Origin of the sequence: Lentzea californiensis (genome assembly GCF_024648825.1) — a bacterium.
GTDB lineage: Bacteria > Actinomycetota > Actinomycetes > Mycobacteriales > Pseudonocardiaceae > Lentzea > Lentzea californiensis.
This window is the reverse complement of sequence record NZ_JANBBE010000001.1, coordinates 1,623,955-1,644,933: the sequence shown is the minus strand read 5'-3', so window position 1 is coordinate 1,644,933 and position 20,979 is coordinate 1,623,955. Positions and strand designations below refer to the sequence as shown.

Annotated in this window: 15 protein-coding genes; 11 read left to right on the top strand and 4 right to left on the bottom strand. The window is 69.6% G+C overall.

What is annotated here, in order from left to right:
* Positions 1-133: 133 nt before the first annotated feature.
* Positions 134-3,943 carry an nSTAND1 domain-containing NTPase gene (locus LX88_RS08495; RefSeq protein WP_258947199.1) on the top strand — a complete coding sequence of 1,270 codons (3,810 nt, stop codon included), beginning with the start codon at positions 134-136 and terminating at the stop codon, positions 3,941-3,943.
* Positions 3,944-3,997: 54 nt separating this feature from the next.
* Complete coding sequence (locus LX88_RS08490) at positions 3,998-4,495, top strand: DUF2165 domain-containing protein (RefSeq protein WP_258947198.1); 498 nt, start codon at positions 3,998-4,000, stop codon at positions 4,493-4,495.
* On the opposite strand, the gene LX88_RS08485 is transcribed toward LX88_RS08490, so the two are convergent.
* The 3 genes from LX88_RS08485 to LX88_RS08475 all read right to left on the bottom strand — a co-directional run bounded on the left by LX88_RS08485 (position 4,470) and on the right by LX88_RS08475 (position 10,300).
* A complete protein-coding gene (locus LX88_RS08485; RefSeq protein ID WP_258947197.1) occupies positions 4,470-6,524 on the bottom strand; it encodes a diguanylate cyclase domain-containing protein in 2,055 nt (684 codons plus the stop codon). The two genes, LX88_RS08490 and LX88_RS08485, sit on opposite strands and share 26 nt — an antisense overlap.
* A gap of 231 nt (positions 6,525-6,755) precedes the next feature.
* Positions 6,756-9,077: a helix-turn-helix transcriptional regulator gene (locus LX88_RS43550; RefSeq protein ID WP_308203426.1), complete on the bottom strand. Its 2,322-nt coding sequence runs from the start codon at positions 9,075-9,077 to the stop codon at positions 6,756-6,758.
* Between the two features lie 2 nt (positions 9,078-9,079).
* Positions 9,080-10,300, bottom strand: coding sequence for an Hsp70 family protein (locus LX88_RS08475; RefSeq protein WP_258947196.1), 1,221 nt, complete (start codon positions 10,298-10,300; stop codon positions 9,080-9,082).
* Positions 10,301-10,521: 221 nt separating this feature from the next.
* Here LX88_RS08475 and LX88_RS08470 point away from each other — a divergent pair, with 221 nt between their 5' ends.
* The 5 genes from LX88_RS08470 (at position 10,522) to LX88_RS08445 (ending at position 17,250) form a co-directional block, all read left to right on the top strand.
* Positions 10,522-11,421 carry an IniB N-terminal domain-containing protein gene (locus LX88_RS08470; RefSeq protein WP_258947195.1) on the top strand — a complete coding sequence of 300 codons (900 nt, stop codon included), beginning with the start codon at positions 10,522-10,524 and terminating at the stop codon, positions 11,419-11,421.
* Positions 11,422-11,624: 203 nt separating this feature from the next.
* Positions 11,625-13,436 carry a dynamin family protein gene (locus tag LX88_RS08465; RefSeq protein ID WP_258947194.1) on the top strand — a complete coding sequence of 604 codons (1,812 nt, stop codon included), beginning with the start codon at positions 11,625-11,627 and terminating at the stop codon, positions 13,434-13,436.
* Positions 13,433-14,827 carry a P-loop NTPase family protein gene (locus LX88_RS08460; protein ID WP_258947193.1) on the top strand — a complete coding sequence of 465 codons (1,395 nt, stop codon included), beginning with the start codon at positions 13,433-13,435 and terminating at the stop codon, positions 14,825-14,827. Before LX88_RS08465 ends, LX88_RS08460 begins: the two co-directional genes overlap by 4 nt.
* A gap of 15 nt (positions 14,828-14,842) precedes the next feature.
* Positions 14,843-16,117, top strand: coding sequence for a PhzF family phenazine biosynthesis isomerase (locus LX88_RS43545; RefSeq protein ID WP_307789564.1), 1,275 nt, complete (start codon positions 14,843-14,845; stop codon positions 16,115-16,117).
* A gap of 182 nt (positions 16,118-16,299) precedes the next feature.
* Positions 16,300-17,250 carry a LysR family transcriptional regulator gene (locus LX88_RS08445; RefSeq protein WP_258947192.1) on the top strand — a complete coding sequence of 317 codons (951 nt, stop codon included), beginning with the start codon at positions 16,300-16,302 and terminating at the stop codon, positions 17,248-17,250.
* A gap of 200 nt (positions 17,251-17,450) precedes the next feature.
* Here the strand turns inward: LX88_RS08445 and LX88_RS08440 are convergent, their stop codons facing one another.
* Complete coding sequence (locus tag LX88_RS08440) at positions 17,451-18,209, bottom strand: NmrA family NAD(P)-binding protein (protein ID WP_258947191.1); 759 nt, start codon at positions 18,207-18,209, stop codon at positions 17,451-17,453.
* Positions 18,210-18,284: 75 nt separating this feature from the next.
* On the opposite strand from LX88_RS08440, the gene LX88_RS08435 reads away from it, so the two are divergent.
* The 4 genes from LX88_RS08435 (at position 18,285) to LX88_RS08420 (ending at position 20,973) form a co-directional block, all read left to right on the top strand.
* A complete protein-coding gene (locus tag LX88_RS08435) occupies positions 18,285-18,629 on the top strand; it encodes a winged helix-turn-helix transcriptional regulator (RefSeq protein WP_258947190.1) in 345 nt (114 codons plus the stop codon).
* A gap of 268 nt (positions 18,630-18,897) precedes the next feature.
* Positions 18,898-19,842, top strand: coding sequence for a gamma-glutamylcyclotransferase (locus LX88_RS08430; protein WP_258947189.1), 945 nt, complete (start codon positions 18,898-18,900; stop codon positions 19,840-19,842).
* Between the two features lie 66 nt (positions 19,843-19,908).
* Positions 19,909-20,496, top strand: a complete 588-nt coding sequence (locus tag LX88_RS08425) for a DUF4232 domain-containing protein (RefSeq protein ID WP_258947188.1) — start codon at positions 19,909-19,911, stop codon at positions 20,494-20,496.
* Positions 20,497-20,973 (top strand): alpha/beta fold hydrolase, encoded by a 477-nt coding sequence (locus tag LX88_RS08420; RefSeq protein WP_258947187.1) that lies wholly within the window; start codon positions 20,497-20,499, stop codon positions 20,971-20,973.
* Positions 20,974-20,979: the final 6 nt, after the last annotated feature.

Here is a 20,979-nt window from a genome sequence, read left to right as displayed (position 1 = left end):
CGCTCGTGAAGGACTTGGAGTCGAGGTTGTCAGACCACCTCGTTATGGTGGGTCTCTGACTACCTTTGCGGTGCGTTCGCCGCAGCTCAGACGGGTGGTCCTCGTTTTCCGGTCCGGACGGGGAGGAGGTCGCTTGGGACCCCGTGGCGTCTTCGCGGAGCGCTTCGCGCTGCTCTACGCGGAGGCAGGCGACCCTCCCCTGAAGAGGGTCACGGAATCGGTCGCCCGTGCCCGCCGATCGGACGAACAGGGCAGGCCGCTGCGAGTGCCGGCCCAGCGGGTCAGCGACTGGCGGCGAGGGCGCAACGTCCCCGCCAGGTTCAGCGGGCTGAGCGCGGTCCTCGAGGTGCTCGTCGGCGAGGCCCGCAAGCGCAGGCCGCAGCCGGCGATCGACGGCCTGTACGACATCGACGTGTGGCGCGCCCTCTGGGAGGCAGCGCTGGCGAGCCCCGTCACGGAATCAGACACACCCCCTCGGGAAGACGACTCCGTCTGCCCGTACATGGGTCTGAGCGCATTCGGGCCGCAGGACGCGAATTGGTTCTTCGGCCGGGAAATGGCGACGAACGCACTTCTCGACCGGCTGAACGACAACGGCATCACGATGCTCGTGGGCGCGTCCGGCGCCGGCAAGTCCAGTTTGATGAAAGCGGGCGTGCTGCCCAGGCTCGGCAAAGAGACCATCGTCCTTTCTCCTGGCACCGATCCGCTGAAGGAGTTCGCACTCCAGGCGCCGGAGCTGGTCCACGCACTGGAGTCGGCGGCCGCCGCGGACGTGCACGTCGACCTGGCGCACGAGGTGCAGCTAGCGGTCGGCGACCGGGTGGTGATCGTCGACCAGTTCGAGGAGGCGTTCACCCTCGGCGGCGACGAGAACCGGTTGCGGATCTTCGTGCAAGCTCTGCACGCGGCGGCGGAGAAGAGCGCGGTCGTGCTCGGCGTGCGGGCCGACTTCTACGCCCGCTGCCTCGACTTCCCCGAGCTCGCCGAGGCCCTGCAGAGCAGGCAGATGGTGCTCGGCGCGATGTCCGCGGCCGAGGTGCGCGACGCCGTCACGAACCCGGCCAAGGCCGCCGGCCTGCAGCTGGAGGCCGGTCTGGTCGACCTCATGCTGCGCGACCTGGGCACGCACAACCGCCGCGGCAAGGACGCGTACGACGCCGGCGCGCTCCCCCTGCTCAGCCACGCGCTGCTGGTCACGTGGCAGCGCAGGCAGGCGGGGCGCCTCACGATCTCCGGCTACCGGGCGGCCGGCGGCATCCAGGGCGCCGTCGCCACCACCGCCGAACGCGCCTGGTCGGACCTCGACGAACCGGCCAGGGCCGCCGCGAGGCAGCTGCTCCTGCGCCTGGTCAGGGTCGGTGACGACACGCAGGACACCCGCCGCCGTTCCAGCCGCCGCAGCCTCCTCGAAGCCAGCACGAACCTCCCCGCGACGGAACGTGCGCTGGAAGTCCTCACGCAGGCCCGCCTGATCACCACGGACGCCGACTCGGTCGAGATCACGCACGAGGCGTTGCTGCAGGCCTGGCCTCGGTTGCGCAGCTGGATCGACGAGGACCGGGCCGGCAACCTCACCCGGCAGCGGCTCGAGGAGGACGCGGCCACGTGGTCCGCGCACGACCACGACTCGTCACTGCTCTATCGCGGCGCACGGCTGGAGGGGGTGCGGCAGCAGCGGGACGTCACCACGATCGCCAAGGAGTTCGTGCGCACGTCCGAACGCCAGCACCGCAAGAGCGTCTGGCTGCGCAGGTCCGCGGTCGCGCTGGTGGCGGTGTTCGCGCTGATCGCGGCCGGCGCGGCCGTGATCGCGGTGAACCAGCGAAACGACGCCCAGTTCCGCCAGGTCGTCGCCGAGGCAGACCGGCTGACCGCGAGCGATCCGTCGCTGTCCGCCCAGTTCCTGATGGTCGCGCACCGCATGCGCCCGGCCGACCGGGGTGTGGCAGCGAAGCTGCTCGCCACCCAGCAGGTCCCGCTGGCCGTGCCGCTCGTCGGGCACAGCGGTGCGGTCTACCTGACGACGTTCAGCCCGGACGGCTCGCTGCTAGCCACCGCCAGCTACGACCGCACCGCACGCCTGTGGGACGTCCGGGACCGCAGTCGTCCCAAGGAGGTCGCGGTGATCTCCGGGCACCGGAACTGGTTGAGCTCGGCGGTGTTCTCGCCGGACGGCAAGGTGCTCGCGACCACCGGCCAGGACGCGACGATCCGGCTCTGGGACGTGACGAACCCAAGCTCTCCCAGGGCGTTGCAGACGATCGAGACCGGCAACGGCCCCTCGTACCTGCTGGAGTTCAGCCCGGACGGCACACTGCTCGCCGCGGCGAACGAGGACGGCTCGGCGAGGCTGTGGGACGTCCGCGAACCGGCGAACGCCCAGCCGTCCGGCGAACCGCTGCGCGACCACTCCGCCGCGGTCCGCTCGCTCGCGTTCAGCCCGGACGGCAGGACCTTGGCCACCACGGGCGACGACCAGACGATCAGGCTGTGGGACCTCGCCACGAGGACCAGGACCGGCAAGCCGATGACGGGCCACACCCTCGGCGTCCACACCGTCGCGTTCAGCGGCGACGGCAGGCTGCTCGCGAGCGGCGCCGACGACAAGGTGGTGCGGCTGTGGGACCCGGCCACGCAGGAACCGGTGGGCCAGCCGCTCGCCGGTCACACCGGACCGGTGTGGTCGGTGAAGTTCAGCCCGGACGGCCGCACGCTCGCCTCCGGCGCGTCCGATGCCACCGCACGGCTGTGGAGCCTCAGCAACCCGGCCTCACCGACCCCTCTCGGCCGGCCGCTCGCCGCACGGGGCGCCGGCGTGTTCGCGGTCGGTTTCAGCCCGGACGGCGACTCGCTCGTGACCGGTTCCCTGGAGAACGCCGTGAACCTGTGGTCGTTGCCGCAGGCGATGCTCCTCGGCCACTCCTCCCAGGTGACCACACCGTCGTTCAGCCCGGACGGCAAGATCGTCGCGACCGGCTCCGGCGACAAGACCGTGCGGCTCTGGGACGTCTCGGACCCGAAGCACCCCAAGCAGATCGGGCAACCGCTGCTGGGGCACGAACGTTCGGTCAGCCGACCGCGGTTCCGCCCGGACGGCAAGGTGCTGGCCACCGCGGCCGGCGACAAGACGGTGCGGCTGTGGGACGTGGCCGATCCGGAGCACCCGAAACCGCTGGGCGAGCCACTCGTGCTGTCCAACCGGTTCTCGGCGTGGGCGGTGTTCCGCCCGGACGGCCAGGTGCTGCTGACGAGCAACACCGACGAGTCGGTGCGGTTGTGGGACGTGCGCGACCCGGCGCGGCCCGTACCGCTCGGTGTCCCGCTGACCGGGCACGACGCCTACGTCAACGACGCCGAGTTCAGCCCGGACGGCCGCACGGTCGCCACGGCGAGCAGCGACAAGACGGTCCGGCTCTGGGACGTGAGCGATCCGGCGCGGGCGCGACAGCTGGGAGAGCCGATCAAGGCGCCCCAGGTCGTGGGGCAGGCGATCTTCACCGCGGACGGGCACACGCTCATCACGTCGGGTCAGGACAAGGTGATCCGGCTCTACGCCGTGCGCGACCGCGAGCACCCGGCGCTGATCAGCGAGTTGTCCGGGCACACGGGCACGATCAGCGCGATCTCGGTCAGCGCGGACGGCAGGACGCTGGTAAGCAGCAGCGCAGACAAGACGTTCCGGCTGTGGAACGTCGAGGACCCGGCCAACCCGGCGGATCTCGGCCTGCAGATCGCGGGCGACTGGGCGGCGGAACCGCTGGCCCAGTTCGCGCCGCGGGGCGAGGTGCTCGCGACCGGCAACGCGGACGGCATCGTGCGGCTGTGGGACCTCGACGTCGAGCACGCGATCAGCCGGATCTGCACGGCCACCCGCGGCGTGCTGACCCCGGCGCTGTGGCAGGAACGTCTGTCTCAGATGGACTTCCGGGATCCGTGCTGACCCTCACCGAGCAACTGCCTCACCGGCAGCACAGCATCGGTTACTGTCCGCTCCATGCGTCTTCTTGCTCGGGTCGGCAGCTTGCGCGCGATCGTCGCGGTGACCGTCGGGTTCATCGCCCTCAACATGATTCTGGTGGTGCTGGGCAACCTCACGGACTACGGCACGAACGAGGCGTTCGTGCAGCACGTCCTGGCGATGGACACCACGTTCGGCACGGAACTGAGGTGGCGGGCGATCACGAGCCCGGCCGTCGTCACGATCGTCTACGTCGCGATCATCCTGTGGGAGGCGGTCTCCGCGGTGCTGCTGACCGCCGGCACCGTCGCCTACCTGCGGGACAAGGAGGACAGCGCGCGCAGGTTCGCGTCCGCCGGCCTGCTGATGGTCGTGGCGTTGTTCCTCGGCGGTTTCATCACCATCGGCGGCGAGTGGTTCGCGATGTGGCAGTCGAAGGACTGGAACGGCATCGGCGCGGCCCTGCGCATGGTGACCATCGCGGGCTTCGCGCTGATCCTCGTGCACCTCAACCCTCGTCGGGCCACTCCGTAGTCGGCTCCACGCAGAACACCGGCCCGACACCCGCGTCGGCGCCGAGCTCACCCCACCAGTCGCGCTGCTCGGCGTCCTCGATCGAGTCGACCACGACGATCCCACCGGCTTCGTGCACGAACACGACGAGGTCGCTGAGCACGTGCGACACCAGCTCGTCCGGCTTCTGGCACCGCCCCTTCACCCGCACGGCCGCCACCCCGAGCGAGCGCACGAGCTCGATCTCCGCGGTGGAGCCCTGGAAGTCGCGCGCCCCGATGTGGATGCCCATGTCGGCCAGCAGGTCGAGGTTGTCGGCGGCCTCGCTGTCCTCGGACGCGAGCACGTGCACCGGGAAGCCCAGCAACAACCGCCCGGCCTGCAAGCCGGTGTCCGCCAGCACGCGCCGCACGTCCCGGACCAGGTCGGGGCTGTTCGCCATGCTCTCGGTGAGGCAGACCGCGAGCATCTCGTCGTACTGGCACGCGGTCTCGGCGGCCGTCCGCAACATCCACTCGCCGAGAGGCAGCATCAGCCCGGTGTGCTCGGCCATCGACACGCACTTCTCGTGCTGGATGAGCCCGGCGTCCCGATGCCGCCAGTTCAGCTCGGCCTCGACGCACACCCGCGCCGTCCCGTCGAGCTTCATGACGGGGTTGAACACGACCTCGATCTCGCCGCTCTCCCAGGCCCCGGGCATCACGGCGGCAAGCGCAAGATCTTCTTGCTCCCGCTTGTCCTGCGTGGCGTCGTGCAGCCCCCACTGCCGCCGCCCGACGCGCTTGGCCCGCCGCAACGTCATGTCGGAGGCGCGCAGCACCTCGGCGGGATGATCCCCGGGATGCAACCGCGGCAGCACCCCGATCGACGCCGACACCGCCACCCCGTGCTCACCGAAGTACACGGGCTCGGCGAGCTCGTGCTCGATCATCCGGATCGTCGTGTCGACGTCCGGCGTGTCGATCCCGTTCTCCACCAGCACAGCGAACTCGTCACCCTCGAGCCGGGCCACCATCGCCTTCTCGGCGGAGAACACGGAACTGAGCCGCTCGGCGACGAGCTTCAGCACCTTGTCGCCGATCTCGCGCCCGAGCCCGTCCGTGATGACCGCGAAGGCGTCGAGATCGAGGTGGTACAACGCGACCCCGTGCTCGATGTCGCTGTGCAGCAACGATTCCAGCCGAGTGGTGAGGTACTGCCGGTTCGGCAGCCCGGTCAGCGCGTCGTGCAACGACTGGTACTGCAACCGCCCACCGAGCAACGTGAGCTGGCTGTCGTCGTCGATCATCACCACGTAGTGCCGCGGGTTGTCCTCGGCGTCCTTCTGCACAGTCGCCGCGAGCAACACCCGGAAGTGCTCACCATCGCGGTCGATGAGCCGAGGCCGTTCCTCGACCCGCCGCATCCGCCCGTACCGCAACCCGGCCAGCGCGTCGTTGATGAGCGGCAGATCAGCGGGAGCGATCAAATCGGTGAGCGTCATCCCGGCGACGTCGTCACGCCGGAGGATGGCGCACAACGCCTCGTTGGCCCGCGTCAGCTCCCCGTCGAGATCAACGATCGCAATGCCCGTGGACGAGTGCGCGAAAATGTCCTCGAACCGTTCCTCGCTCGCCTGCAGGTCCAGCTGCACAGCCCGATTCGCGCGTAACAAGGCCTGACTGATGCTTTCCTGCTGCTCCAACACAAATGCTTGAATGGCCGCCGTATAAGCAGCGGACAGAGCACCGATCACCAGCGCGGCCTGCCGGGCGTCCGCCTTCTCCTGCACGACGAACCGCGCGAGAACCTCGACGGACTCCCGCAAACTCTCAGCGCCGACGCAGTGCATCTCAACGAGCCGAGTACCGACCCACGAGGCCACGTCAGGCTCCCCGACGAGCGCCTCGGCCACCACGTTGAGCAGCTCGTGCAACTCTTCGGTCAGCTTCGCCGCAGACAGCGGCACATACGCGGTACGACTGATCTTGGCAGCCCAGTCGCGCGCCAGCTCGTCACGTCCCAGCGGACGTGACGGTCTCGCGTCGTCCTGGCTCGGCAACCGTTCCACCTGACCTGCTCGGCGAGCAACGGTGCGGAAGCCTACCGCCAGCAACCCACACCGTCCCAACGCGCGGAGACGTTCCCTCCAACGGGGTAATAGAGATCTCTGAGCGTTACAACAATTACTAGCTCGATCGGACCAATTTTCTCACGAACCACCCCAACCCTCGACCCCACATCGACTGACAGGCGGCCAACGGACCCTTGGCAACGGCGAACGGCCAGGCAGTCGCGACCGTCAGCTTCCCGAACCGACTATGTGCCTCAACTGGGCCAGCAGATCCGACCGGGACGTAGACCCCAACCGCTGCCGCATCCGAGCCATGTGGTGCTCAACAGTCTTGGCGGAGATGAACAACCGATCCCCCACCTGCCGATAAGTCATCCCCTCCAACACCAGCTGAGCCACCTCCCGCTCCCGATCGCTCAACTTCCCGGCATCCTCGACCACGGGAACAACATCAGCCTCAGCAGCACGCCGAGCCGAAACCGGCCGCCCCTGCAACAACCGCGCACAGTCCAGCAACCGAACCATCGCCTGCCGGTCAGAAGTCCGGATGGCAGCCTGCCCAGCCAGCCGAGAAGCGTCCCACCACAACCCAACGGCGTGCAGGCTCCGAGCGACTTCCTCGACCCGATCAGCGTCGACATCCCCGGCCACCACATCAAGCCAGCACTCGGCAGCAGCGGACAGGATCGCGCAGTACCGGCTCCGCTCCCGATTAACCGCCAGCGCCGCGGCATGTTCCTCAGCCGATGCGGTGTTCTCATCGATGATCGCCGCGTGCAGCAGACTCCAGTGCAGCTGCGTGGCCCACATAGGCGGATTCCCCAACGCCCGCAACAACACAGCGGCCTGGGCCAGGTGAGGCGCCAACCGCTCCTTGTCCCCCAACCGGGCAGCGGCAGCGGCGAACTCCCCCAACGGCAACAGGCTGAACAGGTCGACGGGATGCCTCAGAACAGCCTCACAGGCCTGCTCCCAAGTGCGGCGCAACGTAGCGAGATCAGAGTTCCGCCGGGCCACCCCGACCTCGAGCGCCACCGCGAAAATCCAGTCACGAGGCTCAAAAGCACCCCGAACGGACATCAGCGTCTCGCGTGCCACCGCCAGGTTCCCACGCAACATGTGCAGCCAGGCCTGCAACAGCCGGTGCCGGACGGACATCAGCACCCCACCGGTACCGGCCTCCACGGCCCGGTCCAGCACGGACTCGGCAACGTTCGGCTCGCCGCAGTGCACGGCGACCAACGCCGCCAGCGCGGCCGGACTGTCCGGCAACAGCACAGCTCCGCCGGCAGGTTCGAGCATCGACGAAGCACGTACCAAAGTGGACAGTGCCGCGGTCTCGCCGCCGGCCACCGACTGCCGAACTCCCTGCAGCATCAACGAGGCCGCGCCGCCGAGCATCGTGGGAGGCTGCGGAGGCGTCTCCTCGAAGACGTGTCCGGTGCCGATCAACCCGATCCCGGCGAACGCGGCGGCATAGGGAGTGGCGGCCCACCGGAACAGCTCGGTGCTGCGCGCCAGCTGCCCGCGGTGGGCCAGCGCGACGGCCGCCACCTCGGCCGCGGTCCGCCGGTGCGGCGAATCGGCGACGCTGATGACCTGGTCGGCGAGGCGCAGGGCGCCGTCCAGGTCCCCGGCCATGGCCGAGGCGGTGGCCCAGGAGGCAGCGGTCTCGGCGGAGGGCGTACCTCCGCCGGTCGAGGCCTTGAACAGCCGGGCGGCCAGTGCGGGATCGGAGGCCAGGGCCTCACGGGCGGCCGCGACGAACACGGGGCCGCCGATCCCGGTGTCGACCAGGGGCCGCACCAACTCCAGCACCGGGCCACCGCGGTCGAGCTGCAACTGCGCCAGCTTCTGCCGCACCGCGATCCGGCGCTCGGCCCGGGTCAGCGCGCCGACAGCTCGTTGCGCCAACGGCAGCAGGGTGCCGTCCTCGGTGAGCATGCCCGTGGCGCGGGCGGCTTCGATGATGTCGCTGACCTCGTCGAAGTCCTTGTCCAGCAGGGCGGACAACAGATCCAGCCGCTGAGCGGCACCGGCTTCGGCGGCCAGCAGGAACTTCTGGAGGTCGGCGTCCAGCCAGTCGAGGTCCGCGCGGAACGCGCCTAGGGCGTCGGCGGAAACCTCGGTCACGGCGCCAAGGCGTTCCACGTACCGCGGCACGCCGCCGGTCTGCGCGAAGACGAAGTCGGCAACGGGCTTGGCGGCGCCGAGCAGTTCGCGAACACCGTCACGGGACAGTGGCGCCAACGACACGACGACGGCGCCACCGCTCAGTTCGGCCAGCGCCGCACGGCGTGGCCAGGGCCGGTGGGCGAGCACCAGAAGAGGTTCCGCGGCAAGCGCGCGCAGGGAGGCGTCGTCCAGCATGTGCGCGTCGTCCACCACGCGCACAGCGGAGTTGGTGATCTCCGAAAGCAGCGCTGTCTTGCCGTAACCACCAGGCGCCGCAACGACTACGCGCAGGCGGGTGCCCGCGGCGGCTTCGTTGATCCGGTCGAGGACACCCCGCACCGGGGCGTCCAGCACCAACCTGGCTCGCGTGGTCACGCTCAACGGCCGTCCTCATCATCGTCTCGGGATCGGGAGCTGGAACCGGCGCGGCGGCCTGCGGGCTTCAGCACGCGCGCGACGCGCTTCACCCGCCTCGGCGGCAGTTCCAGCGGGGACACGTCCACCGGCGGGCGGGGCGGTGGCGCGCTGAACTCGTCGTCGGCGCTGGGGACCTCGCCGACGGGGAAGCGCATCGAGGCTTCACGGGTGTGCACGAGGACCGACGTGTCGAGCGGTTCCGGCTCAAGCTCGGGGCCCATCAGGACCAGCCGTGCGGCGACCGCGAGGCCCTTGGCGACCGAGTGCTCGGGGCGGGCCTCGGCCAGCACGCGGCAGTCGACCGCGGACGACAGCGCGTCGCCGATCACGGACATCCGGCAGGCGCCGCCGACGAGCAGCACCGCATCGGGCTGCACGGGTCCGACGGCACGAACGAAGGTGCTGACCAGGTGGTCGACGGACGGCCGGATCTCGTCCACGAACTCGTCGCGCGCGATCTCCACCCCGCTGACCACGACGGACGGCGCGGAAGGGCCGAACGCCCGCTTGGCCGCCTCGCACTCGGCGGACGACACGTGGCCGTCCTTGCCGAGCCGGCCGCGCACCAGCCCGAAGAGCAGGTCGTCGAAGTCGGCGCCGGTGTGGTGGTCGACGCCGTCGACGTGGTTGACCAGTTCGAACGTCCGGTTCTGCGCTCGCCGGACCACTGACGCGGAGAAGGCGTGGCTGCCCAGCGAAAAGACCGCCAGCGACGCGTCGAGCACCACGCGGGAACGCACGGCGTGGTTCTCGGCGGCCGCCAGCGGCTCCGGCACGAGCGTCGCGTCGGGCAACCCGACCGCCCGCAGGGCCGCGTGGAGCTGCCCCCGGCGGTAGGGACCCCACCCGGCTGGGTGACTGACCGCCAGGTGACGGGGCTGTTCACCCTCTCGGGCTACCACCTCGCCGACGACCCACATGATCAGCAACGCGGTGAGCTCCTCGGCCGGGCACAGCTCCGGCCCCAGCGCGAACGGCACGGCGTCGCCGACCCGGCGGGCGAAACCGGAGGCGGTCCACCCGGCCACCCCGCGCTCGCCGACGGAGAACGTCCCCGCCTCCGTGAGCTGCAACGAGGACGGCGCCACGAGGGCGATCTCGGCATCCCGGGCACCGTCGAGGCGGCACACGGCAGCCGTCGTCCGGGTGGTCCCGACATCGACTCCGAGTACGTACGCCAAGTCTCTTCCTCACCTGTTCGCAGCAGCGACCAGTACCTACACGGGTGAACGAGAGACGCTCAAGCGAGGCCCCTAACCCCCTAGGGGGTCAACGACCATCACCCCATCGGGGAACGGGGATTCACTGGGAGTGATCCCCGATGCCGGTCAGGGGCCCGCTCTCATAGCTTTCAGCCACACGCCCCGACCGAATTCGTGCCTTCATTCAGGAGTTCCTTCAGATGATCCAGCCCAGCACGCTCCACGACTTCGTGCTCAACCTGCTCAGCGACCCGTCGCTCAAGGACGCCTTCGCGGCCGACGCTCAGGGCACCCTGGAGCAGGCTGGTCTGGCCGACATCACCGCCGTCGACGTGCAGGAAGTCATCCCGCTGGTCCTCGACCTGCTGCCCGCCACCCCCGCTGGCCTGCCCGCCATCGACGGTGTCGACCTGACCCTGCCCGCCGGTGACGTCCTCGCGGACGGCCCGCTCGGCGCCATCAGCCAGCTGCAGGCGGTCGCGTCTCAGCTGACCTCGTCGGGCGTGAACCTCACCGACCTGCAGACCTCCTCCGCCGGCATGCTCGCGGTGGGCGAGGACGGCCTGCAGCTCGCGGCGGCCAACCAGAGCCTGGGCGAGTACGCCCGTGTCGGCCTGGGCATCGACGGTGACTTCTCCGCCGTGACCGACGTGACGTCGGTCCTCGACCAGACCGCGTCCCCGGTCACCGGCACCGTCCTCGACGTGGCCGACACCGCCACCGCCACGGTCGACGCGCCGCTCGACGGCGTCACCACGACCGTTCCGGGTCTCGACGGCGTCCTCGGCCAGCTCGGCGGCGTGACGGGCCTCGGCCACGACGCGCTCGGCGTGCTCGGCGGCAGCGACCTCAGCCTGGGCGTCCTGAACACGAGCGGCCTGGACGACCTGGCCAACGGCGACGTCGGCGCGCACTCCTTGGACACGATCGGTCAGGTCACCAGCACCGCGACCGGCCTCGTCGGCACGGCGACCGGTGTCGCGACCAGCGCGACCGGCGTTGCCGGTGACCACGGCGTCGGCAACGTGCTCGGCACCGTCACCGACGTGACCCACAACGTCCCGGTCGTCGGCGACCTGGACCTGGGCCTGCTCGGCTGAGCCACCCTCTCGAACGCGGACCGGCCCTGTCTCTCGCAGACAGGGCCGGTTCGTCGTCTCAAGTCTCTGGCTGACAAAACGCTCAAAACAATTCACGTTCCCACGCGGTGAGCAACGTCACCGCCCTCCCGAACAGCCCCGTCTGTTCGAACTAAACCGGTATCGAAGTCAAGGCTTTCACCCAAGGGGGTGAACACGGCACTATGAGTCAGGTGATGGCACCGCCCTGGCTCGACGTGCTCGACGAGACGATCGGGGCCTGCGTCACGCACCGGAGGCCCGATCTGGAGGCCCGGCTGCGGGAGAAGCGGGCACAGCAACTGGACCCCAAGTTGCGCGTTCTCGTCGTCGGCGAGTCCAAACAAGGCAAGAGCCAGCTCGTGAACGCGTTGCTCAACGCACCCGTGTGCGCCGTGGGCGACGACATCACGACGACTGTCCCGACCTTCGTCCAGCACGCGGACACCCCGTCCGCGGCCCTGGTCCGCAACGCCTCGGCGGGCGGATCGATCTTCCACACCCCGACCGAGCGCATCGCCGTGCCGATCGACCAGGTGACGAAACAGGCCGCCGCGCAGCACGTCGTGCGGGCCGAGATCGGCATTCCGCGCGCGCTGCTCGACAGCGGCCTGGTCCTGATCGACACCCCCGGCGTCGGCGACACCCGCTCCGCGCACACCGCCAGCACGTTCGCGACGCTGATGCAGGCCGACGCCGTGCTGCTGGTCTCCGACGCGACGGGTGAGCTGACGTCGGCGGAGATGACGCTGCTCAAGAAGGTCATGGAGGCCTGCCCGAACGTCACCGTGGTCGTCACCAAGATCGACCTGGTGCCGAGCTGGCGGCACGTCGTGGAGCGCAACCGGGCGCTGCTCGCCCGCGCCGGCATCCGCGCGAAGCTCATCCCGGTCTCGTCCGCGCTGCGGCTGCGCGCCGCGAAGACCGGCGACCAGCGCCTCAACAGCGAGTCCGGGTTCCCGGAGCTGGTGACGTGCGTGCAGAGCGACATCGTGGCGAGCGCCGACCTGCTTGCCCGCCGCGCCGTCGCCGTCGTGGCGTCGTCGGCGATCACGCAGCTGGTCACGCCGTTGCGCGAGGAGCTCACGGCCCACGACTCGTCCCGCACGGTCGCCACGATCTCGACGCTGCAGGAGGCCCAGCGGCGCGTCGACGAGCTGCGCCGCCGGTCCGCGCGCTGGCAGAACGTGCTCAACGACGAGATGGCCGACCTGATCTCCGACGTGGAGTACGACCTGCGCGACAGGACCCGCAAGATCCTGCGCGAGGTCGACAAGACCTACGACGAGGCCGACCCCGCGATCGGCTGGGACCAGTTCGAGCAGTGGCTGGAGGACAATCTCAACGAGGCCGCCACCACGAACTTCGCCTGGCTGATGGAACGCGCGGAGTGGGTGGCCGCCAAGGTGGCCAGGAACTTCCCGGTCTACCGCGAGGACCTGATCCCTGGGTCGGTGTTGCCGGACGACCTGCTCGAACCGGCGAGCAAGCTCGAGAAGCCGAAGATCGAGCCGTTCTCGATGCCGCAGAAGCTCTTCACCGGTCTGCGCGGCTCCTACGGCGGCGTGCTGATGTTCGGCCTGGTGACGTCGCTGGCCGGCATGCCGCTCATCAACGTGATCTCGCTCGGCGCCGGCGCGCTGTTCGGCGGGAAGTCCATTTTGGACGAGAGCGACCAGCGGCTCAAGCGCCGCCAGGCCGCCGCGAAGGCCGCCGCGCAACGGCACGTGGACGACTTCTTCATGAAGTTCTCCAAGGACGTCCGCGACTCCGGGCGTCACATCCAGCGCTCGCTGCGCAACCACTTCAGCACGCTCGCCGAAGAGCTGCAGGAGACGTTGCTGGAGTCGGCCCGCAGCGCCAAGCGCGCGGTGCAGGACGACCAGACCGAACGCGAGCGCAGGATGCGGGAAGGCCGCAAGGAGCTGGACAAGCTCGTCACGCTCTACAAGCGGGTACAGGCACTCGGGGGTCCTGCGATGGAGCTCACCGCGTGACATTGGACCGCGTCGTCTGGTCGATGCTGCAAGAGGCACTGGGTGTCTACCGGGACAGCCCCCGCGCCACGGCCTGGCTGCGCACGCACGTCGAGCGCTACACCGAACCCGTGCGGATCGCGGTGGCCGGCCGGTCGCGGATCGGCAAGTCCACTGTGGTCAACGCGCTGGTCGGCGACGAGTTCACGCCGCAGAACTCGTTCGTCTGGTACCGCGGTGGCACCGAGCAGCGGGCACACGTGTTCAACGGCCCAGGCCGGCCGCACGAGGTCGGGATCGGCAGGCGGGGCAGCCGCAACCACGTCGAGACGGGCCAGTTCGACCGTTCCGACCGGATCGTCGTCGACTGGCCCGCACGCACGCTGCGCGACGTCGTGCTGATCGACACCCCGTCCGAGGCCACGCCGGAACAGGTGCTCGGGGACGCGGACGCGTTGCTGTACCTGATGCGGCACGTGCAGGACGAGGACCTGAGGTTCCTGCAGTCCGCCAACGACCACCCGATCGCCAGGACCGCCGCGGTGCACACGGTCGCGGTGCTCGCCCGCGCCGACGAGATCGGGGCCGGGCGGATCGACGCGCTGTCGTCGGCCAAGCAGATCGCCCGCCGCTACCGGCGTGACCCGGCCGTGCAACCGTTGTGCCAGAACGTGGTCTCGATCGCCGGGCTGCTGGCGGTGGCCGCGAAGACGTTGCGGGAGGACGAGTTCGCCGCCCTGCGGGTGCTGTCGTCACTGGGACGCGAGGAGTTGGAGGACCACCTGCTGTCGGCGGACCGGTTCGCCGGCGATCAGTTCCCGCTGGCGATGGAACCCGCTGTGCGACAGGCGTTGCTGGAGCGGTTCGGGATCTTCGGCGTCCGGTTGATCACCGCGTTGATCAGGCAGGGCTTCGACTCGCAGGTGAAGCTGACCGGCCAGCTGGTGCAGCGCAGCGGGCTCGGCGAGCTGCGCGACTCGATCGCGGTCCACTTCGTCGAACGCCGCGAGGTCCTCAAGGCGCGGTCGGCGCTGCTGGCACTCGACGTGCTGTTCCGGATGGAGCCGCGGCAGAACGCGCGCAAGCTGGTGGCCGATCTGGAACGGGTCGTCGCCTCCGCGCACGACTTCCGCGAACTGAGGCTCGTGGCCGCGCTGCAGTCCGGCCGCACGAAACTGCCCGCCGAACTGCAGACCGAGGCGCTGCGGCTCGTCGGCGCCGAGGGCGTGGCCCCGTTGGCACGGCTGGGTTTCGACTACGAGGCCGATGCCCGTGAGCTGCGCGAGGCGTTGCTCGACGCGCTGCTGCGGTGGCAGGCGCAGGCCGCGGACGTCCACGCGACCCACGCTCACCGCAAGGCCGCCCAGATCGTGGTGCGCACGTGCGAGGGACTGCTCCCGCAGTTCAGCTGAGGCACGATGGTCCTCATGGAACTCGTGCGTTGGGAGAACGAGCACTTCGGCTACATGCTGCGGTGGGCGTCCGACCCGCGGATGACGGCGTACGTCGGCAACGGCATGCCGTGGACCCCTGACTACGTGACGGAACGGCACGAGCAGGCGTTGCGGCACTGGGAGGTGCACGGCTTCGGCCTGCACGTGGTCGTCGAGGACGGCGTGGTCGTCGGGCTCGCGCAGATGCTCGACGGCGACCTGGGCGAGATCGAGATCGGCTACTGGATCGACCCCGCGTGGTGGGGGCGTGGGATCGCCTCCCGGGTCGCGGTGGAGCTGCGGGACCGGGCGCTCGCCATCGCGGACCGGGTCGTGGCCGGGACCGATGCCGGGAACTCCGCGTCGGGACGGGTGCTGGAGAAGGCCGGGCTGAGGTACTTCACCAGCAGGAACATGGGCGGAAGACTTCAGCACTGCTACGCGTTGGACCGGGGTATGAGCGACAAGGGCGTCCTGCGGTACAGCGCGTTCACGACCGACCCGGCCGGGGGGAACCCGGCGGGCGTGGTGCTCGACGCGTCCGATCTGAGCGACGACGAGATGCTCGGGATCGCGGCGAAGGTGGGCTATTCGGAGACCGCGTTCGTGGTGCCGCGGACCGAGCGCGAGTTCGACGTCCGGTACTTCAGCCCGAAGGCCGAGGTGCCGTTCTGCGGGCACGCCACGATCGCCACGTCCGTCGCGCTGGCCGAGCGGATCGGGGACGGGCCGCTGACGTTCCACACGCCGGCCGGGAAGATCACCATCGAGACCTCCGGCGGGACCGCGTCGCTGACCAGCGTGCCGACGAGCACGTCCGCCGCCGACCCGGCGCTGGTCGCGGACGCACTGGAAGCGCTGGGGTACAAGGAGATCGGTGACGGACCGGTGCACGTCGGCTTCGGCGGCGCACGCCACCTGCTGATCCCGCTGAAGGACCGCGAGCAGCTGCGCGAGCTCGACTACGACTTCGACGCGTTGCGCGACCTGATGCTGGCGCACGACCTGACGACCGTGCACCTGTTCTGGCGGGAGTCCGCGGACCTCGTGCACGCCCGCGACCCGTTCCCCGTCGGCGGTGTCGTCGAGGACGCGGCCACGGGCGCTGCCGCCGCCGCGTTCGGTGGCTACCTCCGCGATCTCGAAGGACCGCAGCGGTTCGTCATCAGCCAGGGTGAGGACATGGGCAGGCCGTCCCGCCTGGAAGTCGACGCCACCCGCGAGGACCGCCGCGTCACCGTCACCGGTGCAGCCGTGGTCATCCCTTAGGGTTCGACGCCGCTGCCGCAGAGCGCAGGGTGTGCGGCAGCAGCGTCGAACCGAGGGGTGCGCACCCTCCCGCGCCGGACCCGAAGGCGCTGCCGCAAGCGCCGGGCCGGATGATCGATCGAGTGCCACTATGCACCGATCGAAGGGTGGCGGCGCATTCAGAAGGGGGATACAAGGTCTTTATGCCCGAGCTGGAGCTCAGACACCTCCGCGCGGTACGAACCATCGCCGAGGAAGGCAGTGTCACCAGGGCCGCGACGCGGCTCGGACTCACCCAACCCGCCCTGTCCGCCCAGCTGCGCACCGTCGAGAGACTCGTCGGCGGCCAGCTGTTCGACCGAACGCGCAACGGTTGCGTCCCAACGGACCTGGGCCGCCGGGTGCTGGGCACCGCACGCCTGGTGCTCGACGAGATGGCGCAGCTGATGGCCAACACCCGTGAGACGGACCGGCGCGGCCCGCTCTTCGTCGGCTGCATCCCGATCCTGTACTTCGCCCGGCTCGTGGAGGGCATGCGGGGCCTCAACGCGGATGTGCGCGCCGAAGTCCGGCCCTCGTCCGCGGAGATCGTGGACATGCTGGAGGCCGGACAGGTCCACGTGGCGCTGTTCGAGTTCTTCGACGGCATGCACGCGCGCGACCTGGCCGGCATCGAACTGCGGAAGCTGGTGACGGAGCCGGCGTTCGTGGCGTTGCCGGAGACGGACCCGCTGGCCTCGCAGGAGGAGGTCGACCTGGCTTCCCTGGCCGATCGGGACTGGGTCACCCCGCCGAAGCAGAACATCGGCAGCCGGACCCAGATGTTCCAGGTGTGCGCCGACGCCGGGTTCGTGCCCCGGCTGACGCACCACACCGGGGAGGCCAGCATGGCCCGGGGACTGGTCGCCGGCGGGTGTGTCTCGTTCGCCGCGGCGCCTTCGCGGACCGGGGAGGGGATCGTGATCCGGCGGCTGCGGGGGATGCCGTTGATGACGGACATCTTCGTGGCCACGCGCAGGGACTCGCCGGTGGCGGGGCGGGCGCACGAGGTGTTCGCGTGCGCCGCCGACGCCTACCGGTCGGTGCTGGACCGCAACCCGGAGTACCGCAGGTGGTGGGACGCGCACCCGGAAGCGCATCCCGAGTTCACCTAGACCCCGAGCACCTGCTCAGAAGTTCTGTCTCAGAACGGCATCACCCCTTCCCACCCGGCGACGTCCCGCACCACGCCGGACACCCCCACACGACGTTGATGAGGGGAGCTTTCATAAACCTCAGGTTTATGAAAGCTCCCCTCATCAACCTCAGAGCACGGGGCGTCCCGCCCGTTCGGACAAGACTTCCGGCCAGGTTCTCAGACCGCGATCGGGTGGGAGGGACGGCCGATCAGCTTCTCCAGATCCGGGCGGACCTCGGCGAACACGCCTTCGCGGATGGCCTTGAAGAAGTCGACGAAGATCGCGGGCACGCCGGCCGCGACCAGGTCGTCGTCGCTGACGTCGCGGTAGCGGTCGCCCGCGAGCTCGGGGAACGACCACGAGGTCGAGCCGGTGAGTTCGTAGACCTGGTTCTCGTGGCCCTCGGTGGTCAGCGCGACGGCGGCGGCGAGGGCGTAGTCGTCGCGGGCGGCGCTGGCGACCCGGCCGTCCTTCGTGGAGATGGCGACGGTCTCGCCGGCCAGCACGCCGAGGTAGTTCTCGTGGTACATGCCGTTGCGCAGGAACGTGAACGGGATGCCGGTGGCCCGGATGATCTCCTCAGTGGCCTTGTGCACGGCCGCGACGCCCACCGTGGACGTGTCCGCGTCGGTCAGGCTCGTGTAGAAGATGTGGCCCACGCCGTGCTCCACGGCCTTGGCCACGGCGTTGCGGTGCTGCTGGACGCGGGTCTCCGTGTCGGGTGCCTCGCCGGACACGATGAGCAGCTTGTCGGCGCCGCGGAAGTCGAGGGTCTCAGGCTGCTCGAAGTCGCCCTGCCTCACCTCGACGCCTTCCAGGGTGAACTTCTCCGGGGAGCGCACGGACACGACGACCTGCTCGTTCGTGCGGTCGAGAACGTAACGGACCACGGCGTTGCCGAGCTGGCCGGAGGCTCCGGTGATGAGGATCGTCATGGATCTGAAGGTAGGGTTAGCGCTATCCTTTCGTAAGTACCCACTTTGGAGTCGGGTACTTACGTGGAGGTGAGCATGCAGGTCACGATGTGTCCCGAGCGGGCGATCATGGAACACGTCACAAGCCGGTGGGGTGTGCTGGCGCTGCAGGCGCTGTCCAACGAAGAGGCGTGGCGGTTCAGCGAGCTGCGCCGGGAACTGGAGCACGCGAGCGAGAAGATGCTCACCCAGACGTTGCGGACGCTGGAGCGCGACGGGTTCGTGCACCGCGAGGTCTTCCCGGTCATCCCGCCGCACGTCGAGTACACGCTGACACCTCTCGGTAAGGGTGCGGCGAACCACCTCGTGGCGCTCGCCCACTGGATCGAGGCGAACGTCCCAGAGGTGGCCCAGGCGCAGCAACGCTATGACAACCCCTGAGGTACACCGGAGAGCGGAGCAACAGACATCGGACTAGTCACCCGGATGCGCAGTGAACGTTCTCACTTGAACGCCTTAAACCCGAGAGAGACATCGGATGGGTCACGAATTGGGGGCGCCATTTGGGGGTCGATACTGGCACAATGGACCAATGGCCCAACCGTTCACCGACGAAAGCCATCCGGCTGAGCCCTATCCGGGCACTCGTCCAGACCACTGTTTCGTCCACGTGGACGAAACGGGCTGGCCAGTGCGACCGGACCTCACCATGGAGTCGGGATGGCGTGTTGAGCCGGAGAACATCGATCTAGACCAATGGCTTGCGAACCACGGTGAGCCTCCCCTGGCGGGCCGCATGCCGGTGCTCGGCTACGGGTCGAACGCCAATCCCAGCAAGCTCACCTGGCTCCGCGAAGAGCTCGGGCTCGAAGGCCCCGCGGTCGTGCTGCGCGCACGGTGCGAGGGCCTTTCTGCTGTCTGGGCCGCCGGCCTGCGCATGCGGGACGGGCAGCGGCCGGCGACGCTCGCGGGGGCGCCCGGCGTCACCGAGGAGCACTCGATCTGGTTCGCCACGCCCGACCAGTTGCGTGTGCTGGACCGGTGCGAGGGACGTGGGCTGCGCTATCGGCTCGTACGCGTGCACACGGGCCGTGTGGTGCTCTACAACGGCGGCGTCATCGACAGCGTTCTGGCGTACACGGCAGGCTCCAAGAAGCGCATGCCCGTGCTCTTCAACGGCCGCATGGTCCGTTGCGCGGACGTCTCGCAGCGGGGCGCGCGGGTGCTGGGCGAGAGGCCCGCGCCGAACGACGGACTGGACGTCACCGAGATCCACGGCGAGCCGTCGGCCGACGACTGGCCCGAACTGCTGTTCGCCTACGGCACCCTCCAGCCGGGCGCAAGCGCTTGGCACCTGATGGAGCCGCACGTCGTGGAGGCCGAGGAGACCCACCTGCCCGGCACGTTGTTCGACACCGGCCAGGGCTACCCCGCGCTGCGCCCCGGCGCCGGCCTGGGCGTGCCCGGCTTCGTGCTGCGGCTCAGGTCGCCCGAGGACGCCCTGCCGCTGCTCGACGAGTACGAGGGCGAGGACTACCGCCGCGTGCGCGTCGTGCTGCCCGACGGGCGCATCGCCTGGACGTACCTGTGGACCGCCGCCGTGCAGGGCATGGCGGAACTTCCGGACGGATGGGACGTCCACCAGATCCGGTGAATTTCCGGCACGTTGTGTTGGTTGATCGGTAATTGGGCACATCCTTCGGTGGTAGGAGGTGCACCCATGACTCGACGGTTGATCGCTTGCGGACTGCTGGTGCTCGCTTCCGTTACGGCTTGCGGGACGAGAACGCCGGACAACGCGTCGCAAACGCTGCCGACGGCTTCGCCGACATCCTCGTCGACGTCTTCGTCCGCACCCGCTTCGAACACCCCCCAGGCGCTCTCGCCCAACGGGACGCGCTGCAACTCGGCGGCGCTGAAGGGCGAGGTCGTTCCGACCGACGCCGGCGCGGGGAACAGGTACGGCAAGTTCGTCGTGACGAACAGCGGAACGGTGCCGTGCACGTTGGACGGTTACAGCGGTTTCCAGCTGGAGAACGCCTCCGGCGCCGTACCCACCAAACTGGAGCGCAAGGCCGACCCCGGCCCCGCCGCTCTGACGCTCGCGCCCGGTGGCAAGGCCTCCGCGAACCTGCACTGGAGTGTCGTGCCCGCGGGCGGTGAGCCGGTGGAGGGCTCGTGCCAGCCGGAGCCGTCGAAGGTCGCGGCGATCCCGCCGAACGAGACCGCTCCCCTGTCCATGCCGTGGACCTTGGGCCCCGTGTGTTCCGGTGGCCGGATCGAGATAAGTGCCTTCTACGCTTCGTAGATGCACGTACCTGGATGGCTCGCCGTGCTGCCGCACGGCGAGCGCATCGCCTTCTCGCTGCGCACCGCGGGCGTTCCGGTCGCGGTGGGCGAGAACTTCGAAGCGGTGATCGCGGCCGCGGACCGGCCGGTCGTCCTCATTGGACACTTCACCGCCGCGCCCGCCGCGGTCCGCTGCGCCCAGAAGCGTTCCGGGCTCGCCGCGCTGGTGCTGGTGTCGCCGGTGCTCGGCCTGTGGGACGGCGCGTCGAACGAACTGGCCGACCTGATGGACGAGGTCGGCTTCGGGCCGGCGCTGGGCGACCTGCCGACGCTGTGGCTGCACGGCTCGGACGACGAGATCGCACCGATCGCGGACACCCGCGCGGGCACCGACCGGATCCGCGGTTCGGCCTTCGAGGAGTACGTCGCGGACGGGCTGCTGACCGACGGCGAGGCCGTCACTCGGGTGCTGGAGTTCACGCGGAGGGTCATCTGACACCAT

Coding starts and splice junctions, on each gene's coding strand:
- LX88_RS08490 (WP_258947198.1), top strand. CDS start 3,998: ATGCGTCTTCTTGCTCGGGTCGGCAGCTTGCGCGCGATCGTCGCGGTG.
- LX88_RS08470 (WP_258947195.1), top strand. CDS start 10,522: ATGATCCAGCCCAGCACGCTCCACGACTTCGTGCTCAACCTGCTCAGC.
- LX88_RS08465 (WP_258947194.1), top strand. CDS start 11,625: ATGAGTCAGGTGATGGCACCGCCCTGGCTCGACGTGCTCGACGAGACG.
- LX88_RS43545 (WP_307789564.1), top strand. CDS start 14,843: ATGGAACTCGTGCGTTGGGAGAACGAGCACTTCGGCTACATGCTGCGG.
- LX88_RS08445 (WP_258947192.1), top strand. CDS start 16,300: ATGCCCGAGCTGGAGCTCAGACACCTCCGCGCGGTACGAACCATCGCC.
- LX88_RS08440 (WP_258947191.1), bottom strand. CDS start 18,209: ATGACGATCCTCATCACCGGAGCCTCCGGCCAGCTCGGCAACGCCGTG.
- LX88_RS08435 (WP_258947190.1), top strand. CDS start 18,285: ATGCAGGTCACGATGTGTCCCGAGCGGGCGATCATGGAACACGTCACA.
- LX88_RS08430 (WP_258947189.1), top strand. CDS start 18,898: ATGGAGTCGGGATGGCGTGTTGAGCCGGAGAACATCGATCTAGACCAA.
- LX88_RS08425 (WP_258947188.1), top strand. CDS start 19,909: ATGACTCGACGGTTGATCGCTTGCGGACTGCTGGTGCTCGCTTCCGTT.
- LX88_RS08420 (WP_258947187.1), top strand. CDS start 20,497: ATGCACGTACCTGGATGGCTCGCCGTGCTGCCGCACGGCGAGCGCATC.